The organism is Pseudomonas sp. 58 R 3, assembly GCF_900006605.1.
Lineage (GTDB): Bacteria > Pseudomonadota > Gammaproteobacteria > Pseudomonadales > Pseudomonadaceae > Aquipseudomonas > Aquipseudomonas salomonii.
Genome location: NZ_CVTT01000050.1, coordinates 60329 through 87194 on the forward strand (window position 1 = coordinate 60329; position 26866 = coordinate 87194).

A 26866-nucleotide genomic window follows, 5' to 3' on the forward strand; every position below is an offset into this window, starting at 1 on the left:
GTACTCAGTCAAAAATGTGGGAGCGGGCTTGCTCGCGAATGCGCAGTGTCAGTCACCGAATGTGCTGGCTGACACACCGCATTCGCGAGCAAGCCCGCTCCCACATTTCGGATTGCATTTACTCAGGCAGATGCGCCACGCCGTCTGAATCGGTCATTGCGCGTTCAAGCAAATCCGCCGGCAGGCTTTTGCTCGCGCGCGCGCCCAGCAACCGCAATTGCTCGGTACGGCTGACCAGATTCCCACGCCCATCTGTCAGCTTGTTACGCGCTGCGCTGTAAGCCTTATCCAACTGTTGCAGACGGTTGCCCACTTCGTCCAGGTCCTGGATAAACAGCACGAACTTGTCGTACAGCCAGCCGGCCCTTTCGGCGATTTCCCGCGCATTCTGGCTTTGGCGCTCCTGCTTCCACAGGCTGTCGATCACCCGCAGGGTGGCGAGCAAGGTAGTGGGGCTGACAATCACGATATGGCGGTCGAACGCTTCCTGGAACAGGTTCGGCTCGGCCTGCAGGGCAGCGGAAAATGCGGCCTCGATGGGCACAAACAGCAACACGAAATCCAGGCTGTGCAGCCCTTCCAGGCGCTTGTAATCCTTGCCGGCCAAGCCTTTGACGTGGTTACGCAGGGACAATACATGCTGCTTAAGGGCCGCCTGGCCAATCACCTCATCATCCGCCGCGACGTATTGCTGATACGCCGTGAGGCTGACCTTGGAGTCGACTACCACCTGCTTGTCGCCCGGCAACATGATCAGCACATCCGGCTGGAAGCGCTCGCCGTCCGGCCCTTTGAGGCTCACCTGGGTCTGGTACTCGCGGCCCTTCTCCAGGCCGGCATGCTCCAGCACCCGCTCAAGAATCAGTTCGCCCCAGTTACCCTGGGTTTTCTGGCCCTTGAGGGCGCGGGTCAGGTTGGTGGCTTCGTCCGACAGGCGCAGGTTCAATTGCTGCAGACGCTCAAGCTCTTTGGCCAGGGAAAAACGCTCGCGGGCTTCGTTCTGATAGCTTTCTTCCACCCGCTTTTCGAAGGACTGGATGCGTTCCTTCAATGGGTCAAGCAATTGGCCCAGGCGTTCCTGGCTGGTTTCGGCGAAACGCTGCTCGCGCTCATCGAAGATCTTCCCGGCCAGCTCGGCAAACTGCGCGCGCAGCTCATCGCGCGAACCTTGCAGGTCGGCGAGGCGTTGTTGATGGCTGTCCTGTTGTTCACGCAATTCGGCGCGCAAGGCGGCTGACAGCGCATCAAGGCGGCGCAGCTCGGTTTCCTTGGCGCTGCGGTCGAGGTTCCAGGCGTGAGCGGCGTCGCGGGCGTTATCGCGGTCGATTTGCAGCAGTTCGACTTCGCGGCGCATGGCGGCCAGGTCGGCCTGTTTCGCGGCATTGGCCTGGCTGAGGTCGCTGATTTCATCGCGGCTGGCGTCCAGTTGCGCCGCCAGCCCTTCCTGGGCCAGTTGCGCGGTCGCCAGGCGCTCTTCGAGCAGCTCCCAGCCGGTCATGCGCGCGGTCAGTCGTCGTTGAATCTGCCAGCACAGGGCCAATAAAGGCACTGCTGCACCCGCCAGACCCAAGGCAATACTGGTCCAGTCAAAAACCATAGCCATTTCTGCCATCACCCAAAAGGAGCAAGGTTAACCAAGCGCGGGGCTTGAGGACAGCTCAGTCTTCGACCTGCCCCAGCTCGCGCAGGGCGCGGCGGTCACCGGCACGGGCGGCCAGGCGCAGCAGGTCGTGGCCAATGCGGCGGTCACGGGCGTTGCCGCACTCGCGGCACATCAACTGGCCCAGGCGGCTTTGGGCGGCGACGACGCCATCGCGGGCAGGCTGCTTGAGCAGGCGCCCGGCGAAGTGCTTGATGTTGGCGTTGTGCCCCAACCGCGGGCTGTCGAGCAGCCACAAGGCAACCTTCAGCGAAAAGCGCTTGGGTGCGGTAACAGTTTGAGGGGTGTCGGTAACAGAAGGTGATACTGAGCGAAACTTCATAAAGCACTGTGGGACAGATTGGAAGGCGCGCCACTCTACTCTTTTTTTCGCGCAGGTAAAGCTGGAAAAATCCTACACGCCCGTTCTAGAGCAAGCGCTCGGGACAATCCACAGAAGCTGTGGATAACTCAGTGGACAACCCACCTTGAACCCGCGCAAAGCCCCATGAAACGGGGGCCGCAGTCAAACTGACGATTTTTTCACCAATAAAAAAAAGTGATGTTTTTCATTGACTTAAATTTTCGTTGCAGGCAAACAAGGGCGCTTTCGGGCAGTTGACAGAGTGGTTACACACCGCGCAACTAATGTGCACAAGTACCCATCCACTGGTTATATCACCGACGTTTTTTGCTTCAACCCGCTCGGGAATGTTACCGGCCTGCAGGAACAGAGGACTTTTCAAATCCACCTCGGCTCGCCACACTCATGCCCCCATCGACGTAACTCTCCTGCAGGCGCTGATGAAAGGAATCCTGTTGTTTGCCGTGTTGCTGCTCGCCATCTGCGCGACCTCACTGGGCATCAATGCAGCGCTGCCCTCGCCTGACGGCGCGTTGTTCGCCATCGCCATCCTGTTATCGGCGGCCTTTACTGCCGTCAGCCTGTGCATTGAGCTGGGTGACGGACGGGTCAATGACATGCGCGACGTAATGAAGGTGATCGAGGCCGGCCGCTCCTGGCGCCTGACCCTCGCGGCCTACGGCCTGGGTTGCTCGTTGGCCGCCGCCGTGACGGTACTGGTCTATCGTGGCTTGCTCGGCGGCTGATAAAAGTTTTTTGCTCAGCCGCTTCCCTTCCCGGTTTCGATCCGTTACTATCCGCGGCGTTAGTACCAAGCTGAAAGTCAATTCTGGTCGAACAACTCCCCTGAACAACACGGGATCGACCACCTCGATGGTTTCCAGGTATCACTTGCGACGACACTGCCTTTGAACATGCAAAGGGTGCCGCGAAGTCTCAATACTCTGACCGAACCAACCTGCAAATTGATCAGGATCTTCACCCTGGGCCCAGAACCTTTGCCCCTGTTGTGTTGCCTGCCCTCCTAAGTACCTACCTGCCAGCCCAAGCGCGCCAACTTAATAGCGCTTCAAACTGGCTGCTTTGTTCCAGTCGGGTTCTTCGTTTGATCAATGGTGATCAACGTTACTGGAACGTTTTAACGCTGCACGGTTCTTATCCGTGTCATTTGTAGGAACACCAATAATATGAACGCTCAAATCCATACTCAGGATGCCATTCGCACCCTCACCAACGCTTTTGCACCAATGAACTGCCTGATCATGGCCGCTCGCAAAGGCTGCTTCAGCTTCACCCTGGTCAACGAACACGGCATCGCTCGTCACAGCGAACGCCTGTACCCCGATCAATACTCCAGCGCAGAGCCGCTGCAGGCCGTGATCGAGCGTACCCGTCAGGCACTGACTGCCTGATCGACCCGAGTCGCTGAAACACAAAAACCCTGTTTAAACAGCAGGGTTTTTTATTGCCTGAAATTTGCCATCGAAACATTTTGCCTAAGTTCAAATAGATATAAACGTTATAACTAAATGAAGAAGATGTTTTAAAAACAGTCTTTTACATCGTGAATATGACACTACACTTCAACTCAAGCGGCATGATCCGCTTGCGACGGGCCTGAGATCCGATCCACAGCTGCCAAGCCCCCTCTCAGGCACCGTCGACCACTTTCATGGACCGAGGCTTGTATGGGTATCGCCGCCAGCGAATTGTGTCGTTATGTGATCCGGCCGACGTTGATTTACCTCGGCCGCCATGACGCGACCGCCGAAGCCCTGCTGCTGGGCATTGCCGCCAGCCAGTCGGAACTCGGCTCCGCCCTGCACGACCGCCGTGGCCACGGCCTGTACAGCATCACGGAACCGCGCCACCGCGCACTTTGGGATCACTACCTGGCGCGCGACCCCGAGCGCGCCAGCCTGGTACGCGGCCTGGCCAGCCAGCATGCGTTCCTCAGTGCGCCCCAGCTTGAGCTGACCGTCAACCTGCGTTACGCCACTGCGATTGCCTGGCTGCTGGTGGAGCAACACAGCCCTGCCCTGCCGGCGCCGGGCGATGTACTGGCCATGGCGCGTATCTGGAAAGAAATATTTCACCCTCAAGGGCGGCTGCGGGATTTCACCCAAGCCTGGCAAACCTGTGTTTCACCCATGAATCAGGTCAATTGTTGATCAGGCGTTTCGCAAGGTTCGGCTAAAAACGTTGATTTTGGTCGGATTGTCCTACAAAACCGCTCTATCTCCTGCATTACAGCCTATAGCGCTAACCTAAATTTATTGTTACTTTCCGCAGCGGTGATCACCACGGAGTTCTAATAATGAAAAAAGTAATGCTCAAGACCACACTTAGCCTCGCCGTTGCAATGGCCTCCACCCAACTGTTCGCGAGCGGCTTTGCCCTTAACGAGCAAGACGTCGCGGGTATGGGCACAGGTTTCGCAGGCCGTTCTTCTTCTGCCGATAACGCCAGTACTGTCTATGGTAACCCTGCCGGCATGGCTCGCCTTGAAGGCCAGCAAATCACCGGTGGTGTCGCAGCCATTGACGCTTCTACCGACATCAAGGACGCCAGCGGTCGCTCACGCGGCAGCAACAAAGGCGACATGGTGCCGTTCACCGCCGTCCCTTTTGGTTTCTACACCAACAAACTTAACGACCAGTGGGCAATCGGCTTTGGCGTTTATGCGCCGTTCGGCTTGAAGACTGACTATGAACGCGGCTTCCAGGGCCGAGCATTCGGCAACAAAAGTGAAGTGGCGGTCATCACCTTCCAGCCGACTGTGAGCTACGCCTTCAACGACAAAGTGTCGATCGGTTTTGGTCCGACCATCAACCGCATCTCCGGCACGCTTGAGTCGCAGCCAAACCTTGGTTTGCTGCCATTGCCTGGCCTCGCAGGCACGGGTGACAGCAAAGTCAAAGTCAAAGGCGACGACACTGCCCTGGGCTTCAACGCCGGTATCCTGGTGCAAGCCACCGACACCACCCGCGTGGGCCTGACGTATCACTCGAAAGTGAAGTACAAGCTTGAGGGCCATACAGAGGTCACTCCAGGCACCGGCGTTCCAGCTGCCTACCTGGGTGCCGGCCGTTACGACGCGTCGCTGAAAGTTGACACCCCTGAATCCTGGGACGCCTCGGTCACTCAAGACCTGAGCAGCGACTGGAAATTATACGGCGGTGCAACCTGGACACGCTGGAGCCGCCTGAAAGACATTACCGTCAACAACGAAGGCGTGACCCGTGCAGGCGGTGCGCTCGCACCTCAGATCGTCGGCCAGATCAAAGAGCCGCAAAACTGGCACGACACCTGGGCCTATGCTATCGGTACTTCGTACCAGGTCACCAAACAAGTGGTACTGCGCACCGGTCTGACCTTTGACCAGTCGCCCACCAACAACACCGACCGTTCGCCGCGTATTCCGACCGGTGACCGGACCATCTTCAGCGTCGGCCTTGGCTACGCTGTGATGGACAATATGACCATCGACCTGGCGTACTCCTACCTCAAGGAAGAGCCGGTCAAGGTCAACAAGCAGAACGCGCTGGGCCAGACCTACGCGTCCAAGTACGAAAACAGCGCCAACGGCTTCGGCCTGGGCATGACGTACAAGTTCTGATTCACGCTGTATAAAAAGCCCCGCCCTCCTGCACAGGAGGCGGGGCTTTTTAATGGCCGACGATCAGGGTTTGGAAGCCAATGCCGCTTCCACTGCCTTGATCAGGTCCGGGCTGTCCGGCTTGGTCAAACTGGAGAAGTTGGCAATCACCTTGCCCTGGCGATCGACCACGTACTTGTAGAAATTCCACTTTGGCGCGCTGGTCTGCTGTGCCAGGACCTTGAACAGGTGCACCGCGTCCGGCCCTTTGACTTTTTGCGGCTCGGTCATGGTGAAGGTCACGCCGTAATTCACGTAACAGACTTTGGCGGTCTCTTCACCGGTCTTGGCTTCCTGCTTGAAGTCATCGGACGGCACGCCAATCACTTCCAGGCCCTGGCCCTTGTAGCGCTGGTACAAGGCTTCGAGGCCTTTGAACTGCGGCGCGAAGCCGCAGAAGCTGGCGGTGTTGACGATCACCAGGGGTTTGCCGGCAAAGCGCTGGCACAGATCGATGGATTCCTTGGCGCGCAGCTTGGGCAATTGGCCCTCAAGCAACGGCGGGCAATTGGCGGCCATGGCAACACTGCCAATGGCCATCAGGACGGGTACTGCAAGCCAGCGCATCTGCATGTCGTGAGTCCTTAACATTTCCAGACCACGAACTTAACAGATCGACATACCCAGTTGCATCAACGCCAGCCCACCACGCTGCCAGCCCCACCAGGCCAGCAGCATCAGCACGACCAGCGCCACTACCGTCAAACACCGTGCCGTCACACTCATGCCGCCTCCATCTGCGCCTGCAAGCGCGCCACCGGGCGCTCGCGCACCGGCCAGTTCAGCGCGGCGGCGAGCAGGCTGAGCAGAATCGCCACCTGCCAGATCAAATCGTAGTTGCCGGTTCGATCATAGACCACTCCGCCCAACCAGCCGCCGAGGAACGACCCGAGTTGGTGGAACAGGAACACGATCCCACCGAGCATCGAGAGGTTTCGTACACCAAACAAGGTTGCGACGGTGCCGTTGGTCAGCGGCACCGTGGACAGCCACAAAAAGCCCATGGCCATGCCAAACAGGTAGGCCGAGGCTTCGGTGACCGGCGCCCACAGGAACAACACGATGACCACCGCACGCAGCAGGTACAGGCCGGTGAGCAAGCGCGGCTTGGACATGCGCCCGCCGAGCCAGCCGGCAGTGTAGGTGCCGAACACATTAAACAGACCAATCAAGGCCAGCACCGTGGTGCCCACCGTGGCGGGCAAGTGCTGGTCGACCAGATACGCCGGCAGGTGCACACCGATAAACACCACCTGGAAACCGCAAACAAAGAAACCGAATGCCAGCAGCCAGAAACCGGAATGGGAACAGGCTTCCTTCAAGGCTTCACGCAGGGTTTGCTGGCCCGTTACCACCGGCAGCGGCTTGTCCTTGAGCATCGCCACCAGCGGCAGAATCAGCGCCACCATCAGGCCCAGTGCCAACAAGGCCGCAGACCAACCCAGCCAGCCGATCAAACCCAAGGTGCCGGGCACCATGGCGAACTGGCCGAACGAGCCTGCGGCGCTGGCGATGCCCATGGCCATGCTGCGTTTTTCCGGCGGCACCGCGCGGCCCACCACGCCGAGAATCACCGAAAACGAGGTGCCCGACAGGCCGATACCAATCAGCAGGCCGGCACTCAACGACAATGACCACGCCGAATCGGACATGCCCATCAGCACCAGGCCCACGGAGTACAGCACGCCGCCGACAAACACCGCTTTGGTCGCGCCAAAACGGTCGGCCAGGGCGCCGGTAAACGGCTGCGCCAAGCCCCAGATCAAGTTCTGCAAGGCGATGGCGAAGGCAAACGTCTCGCGACCCCAGCCAAATTCGTTGCTCATCGGCGCCAGGAACAGGCCAAAGCCATGCCGCACGCCCAAGGACAACGCCAGGATCAGCGCACTCCCCACAAGGATCCAACCACTGGTGCGCCACATCGAGGTCATGTTCTTATTCTCCGCTCGCGGGTATATACCCGCTTGTAATCGAACAAACCCGCGCTCAGGCGAGTTCATCCAGCAAGGCCAACAAGGTTTCGCGCTTTTCGGCGCCTAACTGATCAATCAATTTTTGCTGCGCCGCTTCCCACGCCGGTAACGCCGCTGCCAGCCGCTCTTCGCCGGCTTGCGTCAGCAGCACCAGGCGGTTGCGCAAGTCATCACCCTCGACCAACTGCACCAGGCCTTCGCCTTCCAGCACGCGCAAGTTGCGCCCCAGGGTGCTGCGATCCAGGCCCATGGCGTCGGCCAGGCTGGAGATGCTCGGTTGGTCGAGACGCTGCAAGTTGCACAGCAAAGAATACTGGGCGACGTTGATCCCGAAGCCGTCGAGAGCGCCGTCATAATGCCTGCTGACGCCACGGGCGGCACGTCGCAGGTTGGTGCATAAACATTGGGAGGCAAGCATGGAACGTGTATATACCCGCGATTAAGGAAATGCAAGAAAGTGTTACAGAGCCAAACCGATCAATACCGCGACTTCCAGCAGCTCCAGCAACGCACCGGCTGTGTCGCCGGTGGTGCCGCCCAACCGGTTGACCATCAAGTGGCGCAAACCGATAAAACACAGCGCCGCCAGCAAAACCGCCAGGCCACCGCTGAAACCGCCGATCAGGATGCAGGCCAGGCCACTGAGGATCAGCACCTGTTGGCCGACAACCCGCGGTAAATGGTCCGACAGCGCCTGACCCAGACCGCCTGCCCGCACGTAGCGTGTCGTCAGGAACAGCGCCAACATCGAAGCACGCCCGATCAACGGCGCCAGGATCAATGCCGCGCCATTGTGTTGCTCGATCAGCGCCACCAGCGCGGTGAACTTGAGCAACAGCACCAAACCCAGGGTGACCACGGCAATCGGCCCGCTGCGCGGGTCTTTCATGATGGTCAGGGTGCGCTCGCGGTCGCCGAAACCACCGAGCCAGGCATCGGCGCTGTCCGCCAGGCCGTCCAGGTGCAGGCCACCGCTCAGCAACACCCACGCCGTCAGCAATAAGGCGGCATGCAGCAACAACGGCGCGCCCATCAATACGCTGTTCAGCGCCCATAACAGCACGCCGAACAACAGCCCGACCACGGGATAAAACAGCAGCGAACGCCCCAATTCCTGAGGCTGCGGCATGCCCGGCAAACGAATCGGCAGGCTGCTGAGAAATTGCAGGGCGATCCAGAACGGCAGCATCATCAGATTCCTTCCCTCAACACGCCATCGGCGGCGACTTGCAGGCTGAACAGCCCACCGTGGCCGACCTCGACATTCAACAACTGTTCGCGCGGCAAACCTCGCGCCTGCGCCAAAAGCAGACGCATCACGCCTCCGTGGCTGATCAGCAACACATGCTCACCGGCATAGGCTTGATGCAAACGTGAGACGGCGCCGAGCACGCGATGGGAAAAGTCGCTGACCGGCTCGCCCTCAGGCGGTGTGAAGCTGTAGGGATCGGCCCAGAACAGGCCCAGCCCTTCGGCGTCGGTTTGCATCAGCGCCGCTGCGCTGTGCCCTTCCCAGGTGCCGAAGTGCAATTCCTGCAGGTCTTTTTCCAGGCTCACCGGCACATCGAGGCGTGCGCCCAACTCTTGGGCGAACAGCGCGCAACGTTGCAACGGCGAACTGATCACGCGATCCCACGGCCCTTGCTCTGCCACGGCGGCGCGCATCTGTGCCCACCCCTTGTCGGTCAGGGCGTCGTCGAGGCTGCCGCGCAGACCGCCACCCAGCTCGGTTTCGCCGTGGCGCAAGAGGTCCAGGTGCAAGGTCATGCCGGGCGGTCTGCCACGGCCGCTTCGGCGAATGTCGCCATTTGCCCGTGCAGCGCACACGCCAGGCGCAGCAACGGCACCGCCAGCGCGGCACCACTGCCCTCACCCAGGCGCAGGCCGAGTTGCAGCAAGGGTTCGGCGCTAAGGTGTTGCAGCACATGACGATGGCCCGGCTCGGCGCCACCGTGGCCGAACACCAGCCAATCGCGACACGCCGGGTTCAGGCGCGAGGCAACCAGTGCGGCGACGGTGCAGATAAACCCGTCCACCAGCACGACGATACCTGCTTGTGCGCAGGCCAGGTAAGCACCGACCAAGGCGGCGATTTCAAACCCACCGAGGTTGAACAAGGTATGCAATGCGTCATCGCGCTGTTCGGCATGCAGGGCCAGTGCGCGCTCGATGACCGCTACCTTGTGGCTGACGCCCTGGGCGTTCAAACCGGTGCCCGGGCCTGTGAGGTCGCTGACCTTGCAATCGAGCAGCGCGCACGCCAAGGCACTGGCGGCGGTGGTATTACCGATGCCCATTTCGCCACCGATAAACAGCTGTGCGCCACTTTCCAAGGCGCGACGTGCGCTGTCACGACCGGCTTGCAGTGCCAGGCGGCCCTGAGCTTCGGTCATGGCCGGACCGTTGACGAAATTGGCGGTGCCCGCACCAATGTTCAGGTGACGCACACCAGGCAGGTTCAGGGACGGCGTCACCGTGCCGAGGTCGACCACTTCCAGCTGCGCATCCAGCTGGCGTGCCAACACACTGATGGCCGCACCGCCGGTCACGAAGTTGTGCAGCATTTGCCCGGTCACTTCCTGGGGAAACGCCGACACGCCCTCGGCGACCACGCCATGGTCACCGGCAAAAATGGCGATCCATACGTGGTCCACCAACGGTTTGACCTGGCCTTGCAGGCCGGCCAGCTGCACCGCTACAGCTTCGAGCTGGCCGAGCGAACCGGCCGGCTTGGTCAGTTGCTGCTGGCGCGCCAGCGCGTGTTCGTGCGCCGCCGTGTCGACGGCCTTGCAGGGGTTGAGCCACCAGGTGTCAGTCATAACGCAGTACCTTTCAAAGTCAGGGGCAGGCCGGCGACCGTCAGGACAACACGCTGACACCGCTCGGCCAAGGCTTGATGCAGCCAACCGGCTTCATCCACATAGCGGCGAGTCAATTCGCCCAGCGGCACGACACCCATTCCGGTCTCGTTGCTGACAAAAATGATTTCTCCCGGCAGCGCTGCCAGTGCGTGCAGCAATTGATCGCGCTCCAGCGCCAGGCGCGCCGGGTCTTCGAGCATCAGCAGATTGGTGAGCCACAGCGTCAGGCAATCCACCAGCAGGCAGCGACCGGCAGCGGCGTTTTCGCGCAGTACGCGAGCCAGTTCGATGGGCTCTTCAATCAGGCCCCAATGATCGGGACGCCGCTCACGGTGATGCGCGACGCGTGCGCTCATCTCGCCGTCCAGCGGCTGGCTGGTGGCGATGTAGATGACGGGCAAGGTGCTGTCGCTGGCAAGTTTTTCGGCCAGGCGGCTTTTGCCGGAGCGGGCGCCGCCGAGGATTAGCTGATGCATGGGGTAGCACCTCGTTCGGCGGGTGGAGAAGTTGGAGTGTGCAGCGGCGTATGGGGTGAACCAGATGGGCATGCAGTAGCCGAGCCATCGCCTTCGCAGGCAAGCCAGCTCCCACAGGAAGGCAGATCTGCTTTTGATCTGGCTTTTGATGTTGATCTCAGTCGCCCCGTTAAACCACGCTGGCCGAACGCAGGTTTGAAGCCGTGGGTAACCCGGCAGGACGCCGGGTTAGCCGCGCTGGGCCAAGGATGGCCCATCGCGGCGGCCCACGGATTCAAGCCTGCGTTCGGGCACACCGAGCCCAGGCGAGGTGCCGAGTGGTGGGGCGAAGACTTTTTGGTTACTTTTGTGTCTTTACAAAAGTGACCCGCTGTAAGAGCGGAACCATAAGTGGCCGTTACCCAGCTTACGGATATGTACACCGACAAACCGCCATCGCAGGCAAGCCAGCTCCCACAGTTGGATTGTGTGTGCACGGTTAAAGCCCGCATAGCTTGCGCAACAACGCGGTATCCAGGTGGTTTTCCACCAGGTCCGCCAAACGCTCGATATCGCGCTCGCGCAAGGCGTGGTAATCCACCGCCTGCACGTCCTGTAACCCAGCCCAGCGCAACAAGGCGCTGCACGCGGCGGGGCTTTCGAACAGGCCGTGCAGGTAGGTGCCGAGGATCTGCCCGTCGGCACTCTGGGCGCCGTCACTGCGGCCGTCATCCAGCCGCACGGCGGCGTTCGCCAGCGCTTCACCGCATGTCACGCCGGCGTGAATCTCATAGCCACTGACCTCGGCATCTTCCAGCAACAAACGCCCACGCACATTGCGCAGTTGCTTCTCCTCCTCCAGCGTCGTACTGAACGCCAGCAGCCCCAGGCCTTCACTGGAACCAGCCGGCCCTTCCAGCCCGAGCGGGTCATGCAGCTGCTCGCCGAGCATCTGCAAACCACCGCAAATCCCCAGCACCTTGCCACCGTAGCGCAAGTGCCGAGCCACGGCAGTGTCCCAGCCATTGGCACGCAGATAGGCCAGGTCACTGCGCACGCTTTTGGAGCCCGGCAGGATAATCAGGTCGGCCGGCGGAATTGGCTGGCCCGGCCCGACAAACTGCAAATCCACCTGCGGGTGAAGGCGCAGCGGGTCGAAATCGGTGTGGTTGCTGATGCGCGGCAATACCGGCACCACCACCTTGAGCACTTGGGCAGCCTTGTCGATCTGGCGCTGGTCGATGCCATCTTCGGCTTCCAGGTGCAGGTCCATCACATAAGGCAGCACGCCCACCACGGGCTTGCCGGTGCGCGCTTCCAGCCAGTCGAGGCCAGGCTGCAGCAAGGCGATATCGCCGCGAAACCGGTTGATGATAAAGCCCTTGACCCGCGCCTGTTCAGTCGGCGCAAGCAATTCCAGGGTGCCGACCAGATGGGCGAACACGCCGCCGCGATTGATGTCGGCAATCAACAGCACCGGGCAGTCCACCGCTTCGGCAAACCCCATGTTGGCAATGTCATTGGCGCGCAGATTGATTTCCGCAGGCGACCCCGCGCCTTCCACCATCACCACCGGGTAGGCCGCGCTCAGGCGTGTGTGGGAGGCCAGCACCGCCTGCATCGCGATGGCTTTATAGTCGTGATAAGCCACGGCGTTCATGCTGGTCACGGCGCGACCGTGAATGATCACTTGGGAACCGGTGTCACTGTTGGGTTTGAGCAGCACCGGGTTCATGTCGGTGTGCGGTGCGAGGTTGGCGGCCTGGGCTTGCACCGCCTGGGCGCGACCGATCTCGCCGCCTTCAGCGGTCACGGCACTGTTGAGCGCCATGTTCTGCGGCTTGAACGGCGCCACCGCGATGCCCTGGCGCACCAGCCAGCGGCACAGCGCGGTCACCAGAGTACTTTTGCCCGCGTCGGAGGTGGTGCCTTGCACCATCAGCGTACTCATGGGGCTTCCTTGTAGACGGCCAGGGCTTCGTCGAGTCGCAGCCAATCTGCCTCAGTATCGGGCAAGCCAAAGCGCAGGCTGCTGTCGTGGATAAACAGGCGCAGCAGAATGCCGCGCTGGGCCATGAATTCATGCATGCGTTCGGCGTGTGGGGTGATCAACCACTGGAACAAGGCGCAGCCGCCGTGGGGTTGAAAGCCGTGGCGTTCGAGCAGGTCAAACAAGCGCCGGCCCGCTTCGATACAGCGCTCACGCTGACGAACCTGCCCGGCGGTATCACCCAGGCACACTTGGCCGAGCACACGGGTCGGGCCGCTGACGGCCCACGGCCCAACCTGCTCGGCCAACAGCCGCAGCAACCTGCGCTCGGCCAGCACGAAGCCCAGGCGCACACCGGCCAGGCCGAAAAATTTGCCGAACGAGCGCAACACGATCAGGCCGACATGATGGGTATGGCCGGCCAGGCTAAGCTCTGGAGTGACGTCCATGAACGCCTCGTCCACCACCAGCCAACCGCCGCGCTGGGCCAGCCGCGCGTGCCAGTCCAGCAGGCGTTGCGGGCTCAGGCTCAGGCCGGTGGGGTTGTTGGGGTTGACCACCACCAGCACGTCGAGGCTGTCGAGAAAGAAGTCGACTTCCTGCTCCTGCACTTCGCGCACCACATACCCGGCGCGGCGCCAGGCTTCGGCGTGCTCGGCGTAACAGGGCGACAACACGCCAACCTTGCCGGAACGGCGCAGGCGCGGCAGCAGCTGGATCGCCGCCTGGGAGCCCGGCACCGGCAGCAGGTGGGCGGCGCCGTAATAGTCGCAGGCGGCCTTTTCCAGGCCGTCATCAGCTTCCGGCAAACGGGCCCAGGCGCGCAACGGGATCTCGGGGATCGGCCAGGGCCAGGGCGCGAGGCCGCTGGACAGGTCGAGCCAATCGGCCTCGGCAATCCCGTACTCAATCACCGCCTTACGCAGTCGCCCACCGTGCTCAAGCATACCATTGCGCCCCCGCGCAGAGGATCAACAGCCATAACCAAACGCCACGCTGCACCAGTTGCCAGCCACGGTCGATGGCGTCGGCATCGGCGGCCGGGCCTTCGCCCAATTGCGGGCGTTGATGCAGCTCGCCGTGATAGATCGCCGCGCCACCCAGTTCCACGCCCAGGGCGCCCGCCCCGGCCGCCATCACCGGACCCGCGTTGGGGCTGTCCCAGGTTGGGCCCTGGGTGCGCCAGCATCTGAGCGCCAGGCGAGTTTTGCCCAACACGGCGTAGGTCAGCGCCACCAGCCGTGCAGGAATATAGTTGAGCACATCGTCGATCTTCGCCGCTGCCCAGCCGAAGCGCTCGAAGCGTTCATTGCGATAGCCCCACATGGCGTCGAGGGTGTTGCTCAGGCGGTACAACACCACGCCCGGCACACCGGCGACCACAAACCAGAACAACGCGGCAAACACCGCGTCGCTGCCGTTCTCCAGCACTGACTCGGTGGCGGCGCGGGCAACTTCGGTGCTGTCCAGCTCGCTGGTCTGGCGACTGACCAGATAACTCACGCGTTTGCGCGCTTCATCCAGATCACCGCTGCGCAACGCCTGCGCAACCGGCATCACATGCTCACCCAGGCTGCGCATGCCGAGCGCCAGGTACAGCGCCAGGATTTCCAGGACCCAGCCAATATAGGGCGCCCATGACAACGCAGTGGCCAGCAGCGTCAGCGGCACCACGGCGATAAACCATGCGGTCACGCCGTGGCTGCGCCAGCCACGGCCACCGGTGTTGAAACGTTGCTCGATGCGCCCGGCGAAATTGCCGAACGCCACCAGCGGATGCCAGCGCCTGGGTTCGCCCAGCAGCGCATCCAGCGCCACCGCAGCGACACACAGCAAGGCCACACTCATTGACTCACTCCCCACACATTCTCATACAACATGTCACTCAGCGGCCGTGGTTCGGTCCAGCCTTCGAGTTGCAACATCGGTGCCGGGTAGAACTCGGCGACCGGGCCCAGGCACAACACGGCCAGGGGTTTGGCGCCGGGCGGCAGGCCCAGCAGGTCGGCCAGCGCCTGTGGCTCGAACAGCGAGACCCAGCCCATGCCGAGGCCCTCGACACGGGCGGCCAGCCAGAGATTCTGAATCGCGCAGGACAACGACGCCATGTCCATCTCCGGCAAGGTGCGCCGGCCAAAAATATGGCGCTCGCGGTCATCCATCAACGCGGCCACCAAGACTTCGGCGCAGTCGTGGATGCCTTCGACCTTGAGCTTCATGAATTCGTCGGAGCGCTCGCCCAAGGCTTCGGCGGTGCGCACGCGTTCTTCCTCCACCAATTGCTGGATTTTCCCACGCAGTTGACGGTCGCTGATGCGGATAAACCGCCAGGGTTGCATCAAGCCCACGCTGGGCGCCTGGTGTGCGGCCTGGAGCAGGCGGTGCAGCAATTCGGGCGCGACCGTGCCGCCGGTGAAGTGGCGCATGTCGCGGCGTTCGGCGATGGCGCGGTAGACGGCTTGGCGGTCGGCTTGGGGATAGGCGTTGTTGGTCATGGCCTTATCGCGGGCAAGCCCGCTCCCACATTTGCAATGCATTCCCCTGTGGGAGCTGGCTTGTCGGGTCGCCGCATCGCTGCGATAGCGGTCTCAATGCTCGGCGCAAAGAGCGCGGCCACCGCCGTCGGATTCGACGGAAAGTAAAAGTGCACATAAGAAGCCGTCATCCGCCCCTGCCGATACACCGCTTCCGCCCCGCGCCCGCCATTGGGGCTCAGGCCACGGGCAATCGGCTGCCATTCGGTGCTGGTCAGGGAATGGTGATAGGTGTGACCGCGCAGCACGCCTTCGGGCAACTCGACACTTTGCAGGGCCAGGGCCGCGAGTTTCTTTTGCATCACCGCATCGCCTTGCAACAGGCCGACCAGTTCGGCACGGGTGCCGTGCACGTCGGTGAGCGAATCCAACAGGTAGAGCATACCGCCACATTCAGCCAGCAGCGGTTTGCCAACCGCATGATGGGCGCGGATAGCCGCAAGCATCGGGGTGTTTTCAGACAGTGCCTGGTGATGCAATTCGGGATAGCCACCGGGCAGGTAGAGGCTGTCGGCGTCGGGCAATTGGCGATCGTGGATCGGCGAGAAAAACATCAGCTCTGCGCCCATTGCCCGCAACAAATCCAGGCTGGCGCCGTAGGTGAACGCGAAGGCTTCATCACGGGCCACGGCAATGCGCACACCGGCCAACAGCGGCTCAGCTTCAATCAGTTGCGGCGCGGCGAAGGTCACCGGCGGCGGCAACGCCACTTCGCAGCTGCTGCCCAACGCCTGGGCTGCGGCGTCCAGACGGGCATCAAGGTCATTGAGTTCACTGGCTTGCACCAGGCCCAGGTGACGACTCGGTAATTCAATCCCCGTTTCACGGGACAACGCGCCATACCAGCGCAGGCCTTCGGTGAGGCTGCCTTCGAGCAACTGCGCATGACGCAAGGTGCCGACGCGATTGGCCAGCACACCGGCGAATGGCAAGTCCGGCTGATAACGCGCCAGGCCCAGCGCCAGGGCACCGAAGGTCTGGGCCATGGCGGTGCCGTCAATCACACCGAGCACCGGCACACCAAAGTGCCGCGCCAGGTCGGCGCTCGAGGGCGTGCCGTCAAACAGCCCCATTACGCCTTCGATGAGGATCAGGTCAGCCTCGCCCGCCGCTTCCCACAACAACCGGCGGCTTTCCTGCTCGCCCACCATCCACATGTCCAACTGATACACCGGCGCACCGCTGGCACGCTCGTGGATCATCGGGTCGAGAAAGTCCGGCCCGCATTTGAACACGCGCACTTTGCGCCCCAGGTTGCGGTGCAAGCGGGCGAGCGCGGCGGTGACGGTGGTTTTGCCCTGGCCGGACGCCGGTGCGGCGATCAATACGGCTGGGCAATGACGGGGCTGGTTCAAAGTTCGACGCCCTTCTGTGCCTTGATACCGGCCTGGAACGCGTGCTTGAGCATGCCCATTTCGGTGACGGTGTCGCCCATTTCAATCAGCTCGGGCTTGGCGCCACGGCCCGTCACCACAACGTGCTGCATGGGTGGGCGGGCCTGCAGGTCGCTGAGTACCTGGTCCAGATCGAGGTAGCCGTGCTTGAGCGCAATGTTCAGCTCGTCCAGCACCACCAGGCCGATGGACGGGTCTTGCAGCAATTCGCGGGAAACCGCCCAGGCGGCTTCGGCGGCGGCGATATCGCGCTGACGGTCCTGGGTTTCCCAGGTGAAGCCTTCACCCATCACATGAAAACGCACCTGCTCGGGGAAGCGCCGGAAAAACAGTTCCTCGCCGGTGCTGTTGCGCCCCTTGATGAACTGCACCACGCCGCATTGCATGCCGTGGCCCATGGCGCGGGCGAGCATGCCGAACGCCGAGCTGCTTTTGCCTTTGCCGTTACCGGTCAGCACCAGCAGCAAGCCGCACTCGTTTGGGGAATTGGCGATACGCTCGTCGATCACGGCTTTTTTGCGCAGCATGCGCGCCAGGTGGCGTTCGTCGCGGTCGGGGGAATCAGTCATGGCAGCTCTCCGTTGGGGCTGGACAAAAACGGCGGGCAGGAAAAAAGAAAAACAGACAGCCAAGCATCGCCCACCGTGATGCTGTTGGATGATCCAGGCCGGTCTCCGGGCTCATAAGTGGCGCTCTGCTTATAGCGCGAGCAGGCCAACGGCGCGCCTTCCCATATCACGCGGATACAGTGGCAAAAGGCACCGTTTTGACTCATTTACCGTTGCGGGGGCAGCGCCGGAATTGCGGCTGCGCTGTGTACAAGCGCGCTCACTCACCGGCTTCCCTGTTTCACTCTGTCGGCACATCGGCCACAGAGCACCTGGAACAAGCGGCGAAGGTTAGTGGGTTGGGGGTGGAGCGTCAATTAAAGCTGGCCTTGCACTTGAACCATCCGACTGCCGTGCTTCTCTACCTTTACAGGTATTAAGGAGAAAACCATGCACAAAACCAGACTCGCCTTACTGATCATGCTCGCTGGCACCCTCGCCGCCTGCGGTGAAAGCTCTACCTTGCAGGTCTCGGACGGCACCGGGCCATCGCCCAAACTGCCGGAGCCGAACAAAACCCTGATCCCCACCGTCAACATCGCCCCGGCGATCGGCTGGCCGGACGGCGCCAAGCCGACAGCCGCCGCCGGTACACAAGTGGCGGCGTTTGCCGAAGGCCTGGATCACCCGCGCTGGCTCTACGTGTTGCCCAATGGTGATGTGCTGGTCGCCGAAACGAACTCGCCGCCCAAGCCGGACGACGCCACCGGCATTCGCGGCTGGGTGATGGAGAAGGTCATGGGCCGCGCCGGCGCGGGCGTGCCGAGCCCGAACCGCATCACACTGCTGCGCGATGCCGACCATGATGGCGTGGCGGAGACGCGCACAGTGTTTCTGGAGAACCTCAATTCGCCGTTTGGCATGACACTGGTGGGTAACGACCTGTACGTCGCCGACTCGGACAAGCTGCTGCGCTTCCCTTATCAGCCGGGCGAAACCGCGATCAAGGCAGCCGGCACCAAGGTCGTGGACCTGCCGGGCGGCAGCATCAACCACCACTGGACCAAAAACGTGGTGGCCAGCAAGGACGGCAGCAAGCTGTATGTGAGTGTCGGTTCCAACAGCAACGTCGGCGAAAACGGCCTGGAAGCGGAACAAGGCCGCGCGGCGATCTGGGAGGTGGACCGCGCCACGGGCGAGCACCGAATTTTCGCTTCCGGCCTGCGCAACCCCAATGGCATGGCCTGGGAACCGCAGAGCGGCAAGCTGTGGACGGCAGTCAACGAGCGCGATGAGATCGGCAGCGACCTGGTGCCGGACTACATCACCTCGGTCAAAGATGGCGCGTTTTATGGCTGGCCCTTCAGCTATTACGGCCAGCATGTGGACGTGCGCGTCTCGCCGCAAAACCTCGACCTGGTCGCCAAGGCCATTGCGCCGGACTATGCCGTGGGGCCGCACACCGCGTCCCTGGGACTGACGTTTGCGGAGGGTAGCAAACTCCCGGCGCAATTCAGCAACGGCGCATTCATCGGCCAGCATGGTTCGTGGAACCGCAAGCCGCACAGTGGTTACAAGGTGATTTTCGTGCCGTTCGAAGGTGGGCAACCCAAGGGGCAGCCGGTGGATGTGCTGACCGGGTTTCTCAATAAAGACGAGAAAGCCATGGGCCGGCCGGTGGGCGTGGTGATTGATCAGCAGGGGGATTTGCTGGTGGCCGATGATGTGGGGAATAAGGTGTGGCGGGTGTCGGCAGCTAAGTAACTGCCTTGTATGGGGCTCATGTGGGAGCTGGCTTGCCTGCGATGGTATCGCCTCGGTTTAATGACAGACCGAGTCGCCTGTATCGCAGGCAAGCCAGCTCCCACACAACCAGCTCTCACACTTGGAATTGCCCAAGTTACGGATTACGCGCCAGGCTCGCCGGCAGCACGCGCTTGGCGCTCAGGTAGGCATTCTGCCAATAGGCCTTGGACAAGGTGTCCAACTTCACCGTACCGCCCGTTTGCGGCGCGTGTACGAATCGGCCTTCACCCACGTAGATACCTGCGTGGCTTACTCGGGAGCCGCCGCCGGTGGCGAAGAAGATCAGGTCGCCGGTTTGCAGGTTGTTTTCGCTCACATCCTGAGCGCGCATCACGATCAGTTCGCGGGTAGTGCGCGGCAGGCTGATGCCGGCGGCGTCACGGTAGACAAAGCCGATCAGGCCACTGCAATCGAACCCGGAGTCCGGCGTGTTGCCGCCCCAACGATAAGGCGTGCCGACCAGGCCCAGCGCACGGAAGAGCACGTCTTCAGCAGCCGGCGAGAAATTCTGGGTGGAATAGTTGAACACCGGCTTGGGCTTGACCACAACAGGCGCAGGCGGCGGTGGACGGCTTGCGCAGGCGCTGAGGAGCGCGGCGCAAACAAGAAGAATGAGGCGTGCTGAGGTCGACATGGGCAGAACAATCCTGATCTGGATGCGGCTTTGGCTGCCGAACGCTGAAAACCAGAACGCGCAAGCAAAGCTCGCGCGAACGGATTACAACAATGTCCAGGGATTCTAGCGCTTACACGTCAAACTTCAAGTATCACTTTAACTTTACTTACTAGCGGTAACCGTAGTCGGGGCCATGGCGAGTGCGCGCTTGGCTTCGATGAAGGTTTTGCTCCAGTAGCTGTCGCCCAGGTTGTCGACTCGAACACCGCCACTGCGACGACTGCTGGAGTGGATAAACTGGTTATCGCCCAGGTAGATACCGGCGTGGCTTACACGACCACGGCCTGCCGTACTAAAGAAAAGCAGATCACCCGGCTTGAGGTTGTTGCGTGCGACCAACGGTGCATCCACGTTGATCATTTCGCGTGTCGAGCGTGGCAAATTCATGCCGGCTTCTTCACGGAACAGGTAGCCGATAAAGCCGCTGCAGTCGAAACCGGCTTCGGAGGTACCGCCGAAACGGTAACGGGTACCGATCAGGGACATGCCGCGTTCGAGGATGCTGTCGGCCAGGACCGGGAGCTGGTAAGGCTTGCTGCCAGCAAAGGCGGCGAGTTCTTTTTCGGTTGCCTGCTCTTCTTTATAAAGAGCTTCCTCATAAACAGTGGAAGACTGCGCTGCAACAAATTTGGCCTGGGACTGTTGTGCCGGTTTTTGCTGCTCAGCCACGTTTTGAGTGTGGGTGGCGCAACCAAACAACAGGGTAACGAGTGCGAGGGGCACGAGGGGTGCGAAGCGATTTAGCATGGGCACGACCGTGGCTGATGTGTAAAGAAGTCGAGACTATGCCCTCTATCACATCGATTTGCAAATTCAATCGTGCTCTATGTGACTTCTTGTTTGGACGATGACATCTAAGCCCTTAACACCCTATTTATGCCTGTTGCGTGGCCAAACCGGCCCAAACGCAGGTTTTCTGGCGCCTGTAAGTTGCCGAAAACCTTGCTGGACAAGGGCTGGCTACCAGCCGAGGGTTTCCTTGAGAAACGGAATGGTCAGCTTGCGTTGCGCCTGCAAGGAGGCTTGATCGAGCTGTTCGAGCAACTCGAACAACGCGCTCATGCTGCGGGTGCCACGGGTGAGGATAAAGTGCCCGACTTCGTCGGTGAGGTGCAGACCGCGACGCGATGCGCGCAGTTGCAGGGCACGCAACTTGTCTTCATCGGAGAGCGGGCGCATCTGGAAGATCAGCGCCAGGGTCAGGCGTGACTTGAGGTCAGCCAGCTTCACCGGCAGCTCACGCGGCGAGGTGGACGCAGCAATCAACAAGCGCCGGCCGCTGTCACGCAGGCGGTTGAACAGGTGAAACAGCGCCTCTTCCCACTCTGCCTTGCCGGCGATGGCCTGCAGGTCATCCAGGCACACCAGTTCGTATTGCTCAAGGTGGTCGAAGATGCCGATGCCACGGTCCATCAGCTCAGCCAGCGGCAAATAAACTGCCGGCTCGCCCATCTGCTCGAAGCGCAGGCAGGCCGCCTGCAACAGGTGGGTACGCCCCACGCCGTGTTTGCCCCACAGATAGATCAGGCTTTCAGTCCACCCGGCGTCGGCTTCGCAGAGCCGCTCGACATAGCCGAGTGCAGCGGCATTGGCGCCTGGGTAGTAATTGATAAAGGTGGCGTCGTCACGCAAACGCACACCCAAGGGCAGCTGAATCGGTTTCATGCTGACTGAACGGCTCCAAACGAACCGTTAGTGGCCTCTGTGTAAAGTTTGCAAAGTTTATACCCGTGAAGCCGGGCGCACAATGCAGCAGACCACAAGCAAAATCAAAGGTTTGCGTTAACTTGGGGCGATTTGCGCAAATTGTTTGACACCCCGCCCCAGAAACAACAAACCCGGCTTGGGCCGGGTTTGTTGCGAAGCGGTTACAGATCCGGGTCTTCAACCCCGGTATACGCGTCCGAATCCTTATACAGATCATGCACGTGGCGCACCAACACCATGATCACCGCTGCCACCGGCAGTGCCAGCAAGATGCCGGTAAAACCAAACAGCTCACCGCCCGCGAGGATCGCAAAGATCACCGCCACCGGGTGCAGGCCAATGCGGTCACCCACCAGCAGCGGCGTCAGCACCATGCCTTCCAGGGCCTGGCCGACCATGAACACCGCGACAATCCCAAGCATCGGGTACAGGTCGCCGCCAAACTGGAACAACCCGGCCACCAGCGCCGCACCGATACCAATCACAAAGCCCATGTACGGCACGATGGCCGCCAAGCCTGCGATCAAACCGATCAACAACCCCAGCTCCAAACCAATTGCCATCAGGCCCGCGGCATAGATGATCCCCAGTGCCAGCATCACCAGCAGCTGGCCGCGTACGAACGCGCCGAGCACCTCATGGCATTCTTGCGCCAGGGAAACGATGCGCTCTTCGTTGTTGCGTGGCAGCAGGCTGCGGATCTTGGCCATCATGATGTCCCAGTCCCGCAGCAGGTAGAACGCCACCACCGGGATCAACACCAGATTGGTCAACCAGCCGATCAAGGCAAGGCTGGAGGCCGTGGCCTGGCTGAGCACCACACCGACAATATCGGTGGTCTGGCCCATATGCTCACTGATCGCCGCCTTGACCTTGTCGAACTTCCAGAAGCCATCCGCCAGCCCCAGCTTGGCCTGGGCCCACGGCATGGCCGTGTGCTGCAACCAGTCGAGCATTTGCGGCGCCAGCTCATAGAGGCGAAACAGCTGCTTGGCCAGCATCGGCACCAACACCAGCACCAGGGCGGTGATAATCAGCGTGAACAGTGCAAACACCGCAACCACGCCCAAGGTTCGCGACAAACCGGCTTTCTCCAGGCGATCCACGACGGGATCGAACAGATAGGCGAGCAGCAACGCGACCAGGAACGGCGTCAGGATCGAATGCAGCAAGAACACAAAAACGCACAGCAGGACAACCCCACCAAGCCACACCCAACGACGCGTATCCGCCATAAACCACTCCATCTCTCATTTGCTTCCTTCTATCTATATAGAAGGAAGATCACCTACCAACGAAAACGTAACTGCGCCTGCGGCTCCGGGGCCGCCGGCGGCTGCGTGCCATCGGCGACCGGCGGTTGAACCGGCGCTTCGCCCGCAGGCACTTCCTGCAACTTGGCCAGGCTCAACTGCGTGCGCAACTGATCAGCACTGCCGTTGACCCGATACACAATGCGATTGCCGTCCACCCACTGCGGCTGAGCGCCAAAGGGTTCAAGCAGATGGCCCAAAGCGGCATAGCGCTCCAGGTTCATGCCCTGCACTTCGAGCAGCTGTTCAGTGCTCACACCTGGCTTGACGGCAAAGCGTGGGGCCAGTTTTTGACTGACCGCCAACATCACGGCATCGGCCACCGCGCCAGTGTCAGCGCCTTGGGCGGTGCCCTGCTCGCTCTTGTCGCCCAGCCACAGGCGCCATTTGGCCTGCCACTGGCTGCCTTCCTGGCGCGCGTGCACGGCCAGCAAGGCGTCGGCGCCGTAGCGTTCGGAGGCGGCGCGCAAGGGCGTGGCGTCGGCACTTTCCAGATTCGGTGCAGTGGCGACGACTTGCTCATCCAGATCACCCAGCGGCAAACGCAACGGCAAGCCGCGGTGTTGCGCGGCACGGCGCAGTGCACCGGCTATCGCCTGGCCATCACCGACCAGGCTGCTGCCGTCAGTGGAATCGTTGAGCCACCAGCCGAGGATCGACGGCCGATTGCTGCCCCAGATCGACAGGCCCGCTTCACGCAGGGCGCGATCGGTGCTCACGGGGTCGAAGTCTACTTGCAGGCTTTCCGGCGGGCCGGCGTCGTAGCCGTATTGGCTGATGATTTGCTGCGGGTCTTTGCGGATCGCCGCCAGGCCTGGGCCTTCGGCGGCCTTGGCATCGCCGGTCAGGCGGATCACCAGGGTTTGCACGGCGCGTTGGGTGGCCTGGTCACGCTCTTGGGGCGACTGGCTGGCAACCGGTTCAAGTACTTGATAAAGGCCATTGAGGGTTTCGGCATGACTCGCCAGGCTGACCAACGACAAGCAGCCTACAAAGAAGACATTACACAGACGCATGGAAGATTCCCGAACGACAAATTTAGCGGCTGGAACAGACCGCGTGAACTCGGCTTGGCAAGGCTGTGACCACAGCAGCCGGTAAAACATTCACAGGGTCATGGCAGTTTTTGTACTGTCATAACGATAGCGGGTTAAAGGCTATACCTTAATACACGCCATTACCGGCTCGATTAGCATTTTTTTAACCGGCTTTTTTAAGCTATATGGCCCTGCCCGTCGGCCCGAGGATGGCCGCTGCCCCTCAAGCCTGATAAAATCGCGCGCCTTCGCAGACCGTCAGCGGCTGGGCCTTTTATCAAAAGCGCCTGCCGGCTCGGTCGTTACCCAGAAATCCCCCCTAAAGGCCTGGATCATGAGCAAGCAACCCTCCCTGAGCTACAAGGACGCCGGTGTAGACATCGACGCCGGTGAAGCATTGGTCGAACGCATCAAGAGCGTCGCCAAGCGCACTGCGCGCCCCGAAGTCATGGGCGGCCTGGGCGGTTTTGGCGCCCTCTGCGAAATCCCGGCCGGCTACAAGCAGCCTGTGCTGGTGTCCGGCACCGACGGCGTGGGCACCAAGCTGCGCCTGGCACTGAACCTGAACAAGCACGACACCATCGGTATCGACCTGGTTGCCATGTGCGTCAACGACCTGGTGGTGTGTGGCGCGGAGCCGCTGTTCTTCCTCGACTACTACGCCACCGGCAAGCTGAACGTGGACACCGCCGCTCAAGTGGTCACCGGCATCGGCGCCGGCTGCGAACTGTCGGGTTGCTCCCTGGTCGGCGGCGAAACCGCTGAAATGCCGGGCATGTACGAAGGCGAAGACTACGACCTGGCCGGTTTCTGCGTCGGTGTGGTCGAAAAAGCTGAAATCATCGACGGTTCCAAAGTCGCAGCCGGTGACGCCCTGCTCGCCCTGCCATCGTCCGGCCCGCATTCCAACGGCTACTCGCTGATCCGCAAGATCATCGAAGTGTCCGGCGCCGAAATCGAGAACACCCAACTCGACGGCCAGCCGCTGACCGACCTGCTGATGGCCCCGACCCGGATCTACGTGAAGCCCTTGCTCAAGCTGATCAAAGACACCGGCGCCGTCAAAGCCATGGCCCACATCACCGGCGGTGGCCTGCTGGACAACATCCCGCGCGTGCTGCCAAAAGGCGCACAGGCGATTGTCGACGTGGCAAGCTGGACCCGTCCTGCCGTGTTCGACTGGCTGCAAGCGCAAGGCAACGTCGACGAAACCGAAATGCACCGCGTGCTGAACTGCGGCGTGGGCATGGTCATCTGCGTGGCGCAAGAACACGTCGAAACCGCGCTGAACGTACTGCGTGAAGCGGGCGAGCAGCCTTGGGTTATCGGCCAGATCGCGACCGCTCCAGAAGGCGCGGCCCAGGTTGAACTGAAGAACCTCAAGGCTCACTGATGCCTGAGACCTGTGATGTCGTGGTGCTGCTCTCCGGCACCGGCAGTAACTTGCAGGCCCTGATCGACAGCACGCGCACCGGCGATAGCCCGGTGCGCATTGCTGCGGTGATCTCCAACCGCAGCGACGCCTACGGCCTGCAACGCGCCAGGGACGCGGGTATCGACACCCGCTCGCTGGATCACAAGGCGTTCGAAGGTCGCGAGGCCTTCGACAGCGCCTTGATCGATCTGATCGACGCCTTCAACCCCAAACTCGTGGTACTTGCCGGTTTCATGCGCATCCTCAGCGCCGATTTCGTGCGGCACTACCAAGGGCGCCTGCTCAATATCCACCCGTCCCTGCTACCCAAATACAAAGGGTTACACACGCACCAACGCGCTCTCGAGGCCGGCGACACGGAGCATGGCTGCAGCGTGCACTTTGTCACCGAGGAACTCGATGGCGGGCCTCTGGTCGTACAGGCAGTGGTTCCGGTAGAGTCTGCAGATTCGGCGCAGACACTTGCGCAACGGGTTCACACCCAGGAACACAGGATTTACCCGCTGGCTGTTCGCTGGTTTGCCGAGGGACGATTGATTCTCGGCGAACAGGGTGCATTATTGGACGGTCAGTTACTCGCGGCCAGCGGCCACTTGATTCGAACCTAGGAGATTTTATGCGTCGCGCCCTGCTCTTCGCTTTTGCGCTGTTCGCCTTGCCCGCCGTGCAAGCAGCAGACCTTCACCCTTTCTCCGCCAGCTACACCGCCGACTGGAAACAGTTGCCCATGAGCGGTTCGGCCGAACGCAGCCTGGTCAAGAATGACAACGGCTCGTGGACCCTGAATTTCAAGGCGTCCATGATGATCGCCAGCCTCACCGAGACCAGTGTGATCCGTCTCGACAAAGATGCCCTGCAGCCCGTGAGCTACAGCTTCGAGCGTGGCGGCCTGGGCAAGTCGAAGAAGATCAACCTGGACTTTGACCAGACGGCCAAGAAAGTCACCGGCTTTGAAAACAAAGACCCGGTCAATGTCCCCCTGCAAAGCGGCATGCTCGACAAGTCGACCTATCAGTTGGCGTTGCAACGCGATGTGGCGGCCGGCAAGAAGAGCATGAGCTACATCGTCGTTGAAGGCACCGACACCGACACCTACGACTTCCGCGTGATCGGCCCGGAAAAGGTCCAGACCAAGGTCGGCTCCATCGATGCGATCAAGGTTGAACGTGTACGCGACCCGACTCAAAGCAAGCGCATCACCCAGATGTGGTTTGCCAAGGACCTGGGCGGTATTTTGGTAGCCTTGCGCCAGGTGGAAACCGACGGCAAGGAATACAACATCATGCTGTTGGACGGTACCGTTGATGGCCAGGCTATCAAAGGTAGCTGATACCGTGATGTGATTTAAAAGAGCCTCGCTGAAATGCGGGGCTTTTTTTCGCCTGGAGGTTTTGTGTTGAACCCACTACCGCTATCGCAGGCAAGCCAGCTCCCACAGGAAAACGCATTTCAAGGTGGGAGCTGGCTTGCCTGCGA

The 26866-nt window shown here is 61.3% G+C and carries 28 protein-coding genes and 1 riboswitch; of the genes, 8 read left to right on the top strand and 20 right to left on the bottom strand.

What is annotated here, in order from left to right; all coding sequences use genetic code 11:
- Nucleotides 1–118 precede the first annotated feature (118 nt).
- Together rmuC and BFP92_RS12900 are read right to left on the bottom strand one after the other, a co-directional pair.
- Nucleotides 119–1483, bottom strand: a complete 1365-nt coding sequence (rmuC, locus tag BFP92_RS12895; RefSeq protein WP_163005473.1) for a DNA recombination protein RmuC — start codon at nt 1481–1483, stop codon at nt 119–121.
- 175 nt (nt 1484–1658) lie between these two features.
- A complete protein-coding gene (locus BFP92_RS12900) occupies nt 1659–1982 on the bottom strand; it encodes an SEL1-like repeat protein (RefSeq protein ID WP_056861445.1) in 324 nt (107 codons plus the stop codon).
- A gap of 461 nt (nt 1983–2443) precedes the next feature.
- On the opposite strand from BFP92_RS12900, the gene BFP92_RS12905 reads away from it, so the two are divergent.
- From BFP92_RS12905 to BFP92_RS12920, 4 genes are all read left to right on the top strand, one after another.
- Nucleotides 2444–2749 carry a hypothetical protein gene (locus tag BFP92_RS12905; RefSeq protein ID WP_065929771.1) on the top strand — a complete coding sequence of 102 codons (306 nt, stop codon included), beginning with the start codon at nt 2444–2446 and terminating at the stop codon, nt 2747–2749.
- A 441-nt stretch (nt 2750–3190) separates the two neighbouring features.
- Nucleotides 3191–3415, top strand: coding sequence for a hypothetical protein (locus BFP92_RS12910; protein ID WP_005790139.1), 225 nt, complete (start codon nt 3191–3193; stop codon nt 3413–3415).
- A gap of 276 nt (nt 3416–3691) precedes the next feature.
- Entirely contained in the window at nt 3692–4174 is a 483-nt protein-coding gene (locus BFP92_RS12915) for a hypothetical protein (protein WP_065929772.1), read from the top strand.
- Between the two features lie 146 nt (nt 4175–4320).
- Nucleotides 4321–5622, top strand: a complete 1302-nt coding sequence (locus tag BFP92_RS12920; protein WP_056861448.1) for an OmpP1/FadL family transporter — start codon at nt 4321–4323, stop codon at nt 5620–5622.
- 63 nt (nt 5623–5685) lie between these two features.
- On the opposite strand, the gene BFP92_RS12925 is transcribed toward BFP92_RS12920, so the two are convergent.
- From BFP92_RS12925 to cobO, 13 genes are all read right to left on the bottom strand, one after another.
- Entirely contained in the window at nt 5686–6234 is a 549-nt protein-coding gene (locus tag BFP92_RS12925; protein WP_065929773.1) for a glutathione peroxidase, read from the bottom strand.
- Nucleotides 6235–6383: 149 nt separating this feature from the next.
- A complete protein-coding gene (locus BFP92_RS12930; protein WP_170875838.1) occupies nt 6384–7583 on the bottom strand; it encodes an MFS transporter in 1200 nt (399 codons plus the stop codon).
- A gap of 64 nt (nt 7584–7647) precedes the next feature.
- Nucleotides 7648–8052, bottom strand: coding sequence for a MarR family winged helix-turn-helix transcriptional regulator (locus tag BFP92_RS12935; RefSeq protein WP_017134898.1), 405 nt, complete (start codon nt 8050–8052; stop codon nt 7648–7650).
- Between the two features lie 42 nt (nt 8053–8094).
- Nucleotides 8095–8823 carry an adenosylcobinamide-GDP ribazoletransferase gene (locus BFP92_RS12940; RefSeq protein ID WP_065929775.1) on the bottom strand — a complete coding sequence of 243 codons (729 nt, stop codon included), beginning with the start codon at nt 8821–8823 and terminating at the stop codon, nt 8095–8097.
- A gap of 2 nt (nt 8824–8825) precedes the next feature.
- The gene (cobC, locus tag BFP92_RS12945) at nt 8826–9401 is read right to left on the bottom strand and encodes an alpha-ribazole phosphatase family protein (protein WP_065929776.1); all 576 of its coding nucleotides are present in this window, start codon (nt 9399–9401) and stop codon (nt 8826–8828) included.
- Entirely contained in the window at nt 9398–10453 is a 1056-nt protein-coding gene (gene cobT / locus BFP92_RS12950; protein WP_065929777.1) for a nicotinate-nucleotide--dimethylbenzimidazole phosphoribosyltransferase, read from the bottom strand. The genes cobC and cobT overlap by 4 nt, the downstream gene beginning before the upstream one ends.
- Nucleotides 10450–10971 carry a bifunctional adenosylcobinamide kinase/adenosylcobinamide-phosphate guanylyltransferase gene (gene cobU, locus BFP92_RS12955; RefSeq protein WP_065929778.1) on the bottom strand — a complete coding sequence of 174 codons (522 nt, stop codon included), beginning with the start codon at nt 10969–10971 and terminating at the stop codon, nt 10450–10452. Before cobU ends, cobT begins: the two co-directional genes overlap by 4 nt.
- Nucleotides 10972–11449: 478 nt before the next feature.
- On the bottom strand, nt 11450–12901 hold the full coding sequence (locus BFP92_RS12960) for a cobyric acid synthase (protein ID WP_065929779.1): 1452 nt from the start codon (nt 12899–12901) through the stop codon (nt 11450–11452).
- Nucleotides 12898–13887 (bottom strand): threonine-phosphate decarboxylase CobD, encoded by a 990-nt coding sequence (gene cobD, locus BFP92_RS12965; RefSeq protein ID WP_065929780.1) that lies wholly within the window; start codon nt 13885–13887, stop codon nt 12898–12900. Before cobD ends, BFP92_RS12960 begins: the two co-directional genes overlap by 4 nt.
- Nucleotides 13880–14788, bottom strand: coding sequence for an adenosylcobinamide-phosphate synthase CbiB (gene cbiB / locus BFP92_RS12970; RefSeq protein ID WP_065929781.1), 909 nt, complete (start codon nt 14786–14788; stop codon nt 13880–13882). Before cbiB ends, cobD begins: the two co-directional genes overlap by 8 nt.
- A complete protein-coding gene (gene bluB, locus BFP92_RS12975; protein ID WP_065929782.1) occupies nt 14785–15435 on the bottom strand; it encodes a 5,6-dimethylbenzimidazole synthase in 651 nt (216 codons plus the stop codon). The genes cbiB and bluB overlap by 4 nt, the downstream gene beginning before the upstream one ends.
- On the bottom strand, nt 15432–16829 hold the full coding sequence (locus BFP92_RS12980; protein ID WP_065929783.1) for a cobyrinic acid a,c-diamide synthase CobB: 1398 nt from the start codon (nt 16827–16829) through the stop codon (nt 15432–15434). The genes bluB and BFP92_RS12980 overlap by 4 nt, the downstream gene beginning before the upstream one ends.
- On the bottom strand, nt 16826–17437 hold the full coding sequence (gene cobO, locus BFP92_RS12985) for a cob(I)yrinic acid a,c-diamide adenosyltransferase (RefSeq protein ID WP_010208674.1): 612 nt from the start codon (nt 17435–17437) through the stop codon (nt 16826–16828). The genes BFP92_RS12980 and cobO overlap by 4 nt, the downstream gene beginning before the upstream one ends.
- Before the next feature lie 78 nt (nt 17438–17515).
- Nucleotides 17516–17767, bottom strand: a riboswitch (cobalamin riboswitch).
- 99 nt (nt 17768–17866) lie between these two features.
- On the opposite strand from cobO, the gene BFP92_RS12990 reads away from it, so the two are divergent.
- Complete coding sequence (locus BFP92_RS12990) at nt 17867–19180, top strand: PQQ-dependent sugar dehydrogenase (protein WP_065929784.1); 1314 nt, start codon at nt 17867–17869, stop codon at nt 19178–19180.
- 136 nt (nt 19181–19316) lie between these two features.
- Here the strand turns inward: BFP92_RS12990 and BFP92_RS12995 are convergent, their stop codons facing one another.
- The 5 genes from BFP92_RS12995 to BFP92_RS13015 all read right to left on the bottom strand — a co-directional run bounded on the left by BFP92_RS12995 (nt 19317) and on the right by BFP92_RS13015 (nt 23934).
- A complete protein-coding gene (locus tag BFP92_RS12995; RefSeq protein ID WP_065929785.1) occupies nt 19317–19856 on the bottom strand; it encodes a C40 family peptidase in 540 nt (179 codons plus the stop codon).
- Between the two features lie 144 nt (nt 19857–20000).
- Nucleotides 20001–20645 (bottom strand): C40 family peptidase, encoded by a 645-nt coding sequence (locus tag BFP92_RS13000; RefSeq protein ID WP_065929786.1) that lies wholly within the window; start codon nt 20643–20645, stop codon nt 20001–20003.
- Between the two features lie 213 nt (nt 20646–20858).
- Nucleotides 20859–21563 carry a DnaA regulatory inactivator Hda gene (gene hda / locus BFP92_RS13005; protein ID WP_065929787.1) on the bottom strand — a complete coding sequence of 235 codons (705 nt, stop codon included), beginning with the start codon at nt 21561–21563 and terminating at the stop codon, nt 20859–20861.
- Between the two features lie 203 nt (nt 21564–21766).
- On the bottom strand, nt 21767–22840 hold the full coding sequence (locus tag BFP92_RS13010) for an AI-2E family transporter (RefSeq protein ID WP_056861686.1): 1074 nt from the start codon (nt 22838–22840) through the stop codon (nt 21767–21769).
- Nucleotides 22841–22893: 53 nt separating this feature from the next.
- Nucleotides 22894–23934 (bottom strand): DUF2066 domain-containing protein, encoded by a 1041-nt coding sequence (locus BFP92_RS13015; protein ID WP_065929788.1) that lies wholly within the window; start codon nt 23932–23934, stop codon nt 22894–22896.
- A 355-nt stretch (nt 23935–24289) separates the two neighbouring features.
- Between BFP92_RS13015 and purM the strand changes: the two genes are divergently transcribed.
- The 3 genes from purM to BFP92_RS13030 are packed head-to-tail and all read left to right on the top strand — an operon-like array spanning nt 24290 to nt 26720.
- Nucleotides 24290–25348 (top strand): phosphoribosylformylglycinamidine cyclo-ligase, encoded by a 1059-nt coding sequence (gene purM / locus BFP92_RS13020; protein ID WP_065929789.1) that lies wholly within the window; start codon nt 24290–24292, stop codon nt 25346–25348.
- Nucleotides 25348–25998, top strand: coding sequence for a phosphoribosylglycinamide formyltransferase (gene purN, locus BFP92_RS13025; RefSeq protein ID WP_065929790.1), 651 nt, complete (start codon nt 25348–25350; stop codon nt 25996–25998). Before purM ends, purN begins: the two co-directional genes overlap by 1 nt.
- 8 nt (nt 25999–26006) lie before the next feature.
- Nucleotides 26007–26720: a DUF3108 domain-containing protein gene (locus tag BFP92_RS13030; protein WP_065929791.1), complete on the top strand. Its 714-nt coding sequence runs from the start codon at nt 26007–26009 to the stop codon at nt 26718–26720.
- The last annotated feature ends 146 nt before the right edge of the window (nt 26721–26866 follow it).

Bases quoted from the DNA above. Each gene is read 5' to 3' on its own strand.
- BFP92_RS12900 (WP_056861445.1), bottom strand. From the start codon at position 1,982: ATGAAGTTTCGCTCAGTATCACCTTCTGTTACCGACACCCCTCAAACT.
- BFP92_RS12905 (WP_065929771.1), top strand. From the start codon at position 2,444: ATGAAAGGAATCCTGTTGTTTGCCGTGTTGCTGCTCGCCATCTGCGCG.
- BFP92_RS12910 (WP_005790139.1), top strand. From the start codon at position 3,191: ATGAACGCTCAAATCCATACTCAGGATGCCATTCGCACCCTCACCAAC.
- BFP92_RS12915 (WP_065929772.1), top strand. From the start codon at position 3,692: ATGGGTATCGCCGCCAGCGAATTGTGTCGTTATGTGATCCGGCCGACG.
- BFP92_RS12920 (WP_056861448.1), top strand. From the start codon at position 4,321: ATGAAAAAAGTAATGCTCAAGACCACACTTAGCCTCGCCGTTGCAATG.
- BFP92_RS12925 (WP_065929773.1), bottom strand. From the start codon at position 6,234: ATGCAGATGCGCTGGCTTGCAGTACCCGTCCTGATGGCCATTGGCAGT.
- BFP92_RS12930 (WP_170875838.1), bottom strand. From the start codon at position 7,583: ATGTGGCGCACCAGTGGTTGGATCCTTGTGGGGAGTGCGCTGATCCTG.
- BFP92_RS12935 (WP_017134898.1), bottom strand. From the start codon at position 8,052: ATGCTTGCCTCCCAATGTTTATGCACCAACCTGCGACGTGCCGCCCGT.
- BFP92_RS12940 (WP_065929775.1), bottom strand. From the start codon at position 8,823: ATGCTGCCGTTCTGGATCGCCCTGCAATTTCTCAGCAGCCTGCCGATT.
- cobC (WP_065929776.1), bottom strand. From the start codon at position 9,401: ATGACCTTGCACCTGGACCTCTTGCGCCACGGCGAAACCGAGCTGGGT.
- cobT (WP_065929777.1), bottom strand. From the start codon at position 10,453: ATGACTGACACCTGGTGGCTCAACCCCTGCAAGGCCGTCGACACGGCG.
- cobU (WP_065929778.1), bottom strand. From the start codon at position 10,971: ATGCATCAGCTAATCCTCGGCGGCGCCCGCTCCGGCAAAAGCCGCCTG.
- BFP92_RS12960 (WP_065929779.1), bottom strand. From the start codon at position 12,901: ATGAGTACGCTGATGGTGCAAGGCACCACCTCCGACGCGGGCAAAAGT.
- cobD (WP_065929780.1), bottom strand. From the start codon at position 13,887: ATGCTTGAGCACGGTGGGCGACTGCGTAAGGCGGTGATTGAGTACGGG.
- cbiB (WP_065929781.1), bottom strand. From the start codon at position 14,788: ATGAGTGTGGCCTTGCTGTGTGTCGCTGCGGTGGCGCTGGATGCGCTG.
- bluB (WP_065929782.1), bottom strand. From the start codon at position 15,435: ATGACCAACAACGCCTATCCCCAAGCCGACCGCCAAGCCGTCTACCGC.
- cobO (WP_010208674.1), bottom strand. From the start codon at position 17,437: ATGACTGATTCCCCCGACCGCGACGAACGCCACCTGGCGCGCATGCTG.
- BFP92_RS12990 (WP_065929784.1), top strand. From the start codon at position 17,867: ATGCACAAAACCAGACTCGCCTTACTGATCATGCTCGCTGGCACCCTC.
- BFP92_RS12995 (WP_065929785.1), bottom strand. From the start codon at position 19,856: ATGTCGACCTCAGCACGCCTCATTCTTCTTGTTTGCGCCGCGCTCCTC.
- BFP92_RS13000 (WP_065929786.1), bottom strand. From the start codon at position 20,645: ATGCTAAATCGCTTCGCACCCCTCGTGCCCCTCGCACTCGTTACCCTG.
- hda (WP_065929787.1), bottom strand. From the start codon at position 21,563: ATGAAACCGATTCAGCTGCCCTTGGGTGTGCGTTTGCGTGACGACGCC.
- BFP92_RS13010 (WP_056861686.1), bottom strand. From the start codon at position 22,840: ATGGCGGATACGCGTCGTTGGGTGTGGCTTGGTGGGGTTGTCCTGCTG.
- BFP92_RS13015 (WP_065929788.1), bottom strand. From the start codon at position 23,934: ATGCGTCTGTGTAATGTCTTCTTTGTAGGCTGCTTGTCGTTGGTCAGC.
- purM (WP_065929789.1), top strand. From the start codon at position 24,290: ATGAGCAAGCAACCCTCCCTGAGCTACAAGGACGCCGGTGTAGACATC.
- purN (WP_065929790.1), top strand. From the start codon at position 25,348: ATGCCTGAGACCTGTGATGTCGTGGTGCTGCTCTCCGGCACCGGCAGT.
- BFP92_RS13030 (WP_065929791.1), top strand. From the start codon at position 26,007: ATGCGTCGCGCCCTGCTCTTCGCTTTTGCGCTGTTCGCCTTGCCCGCC.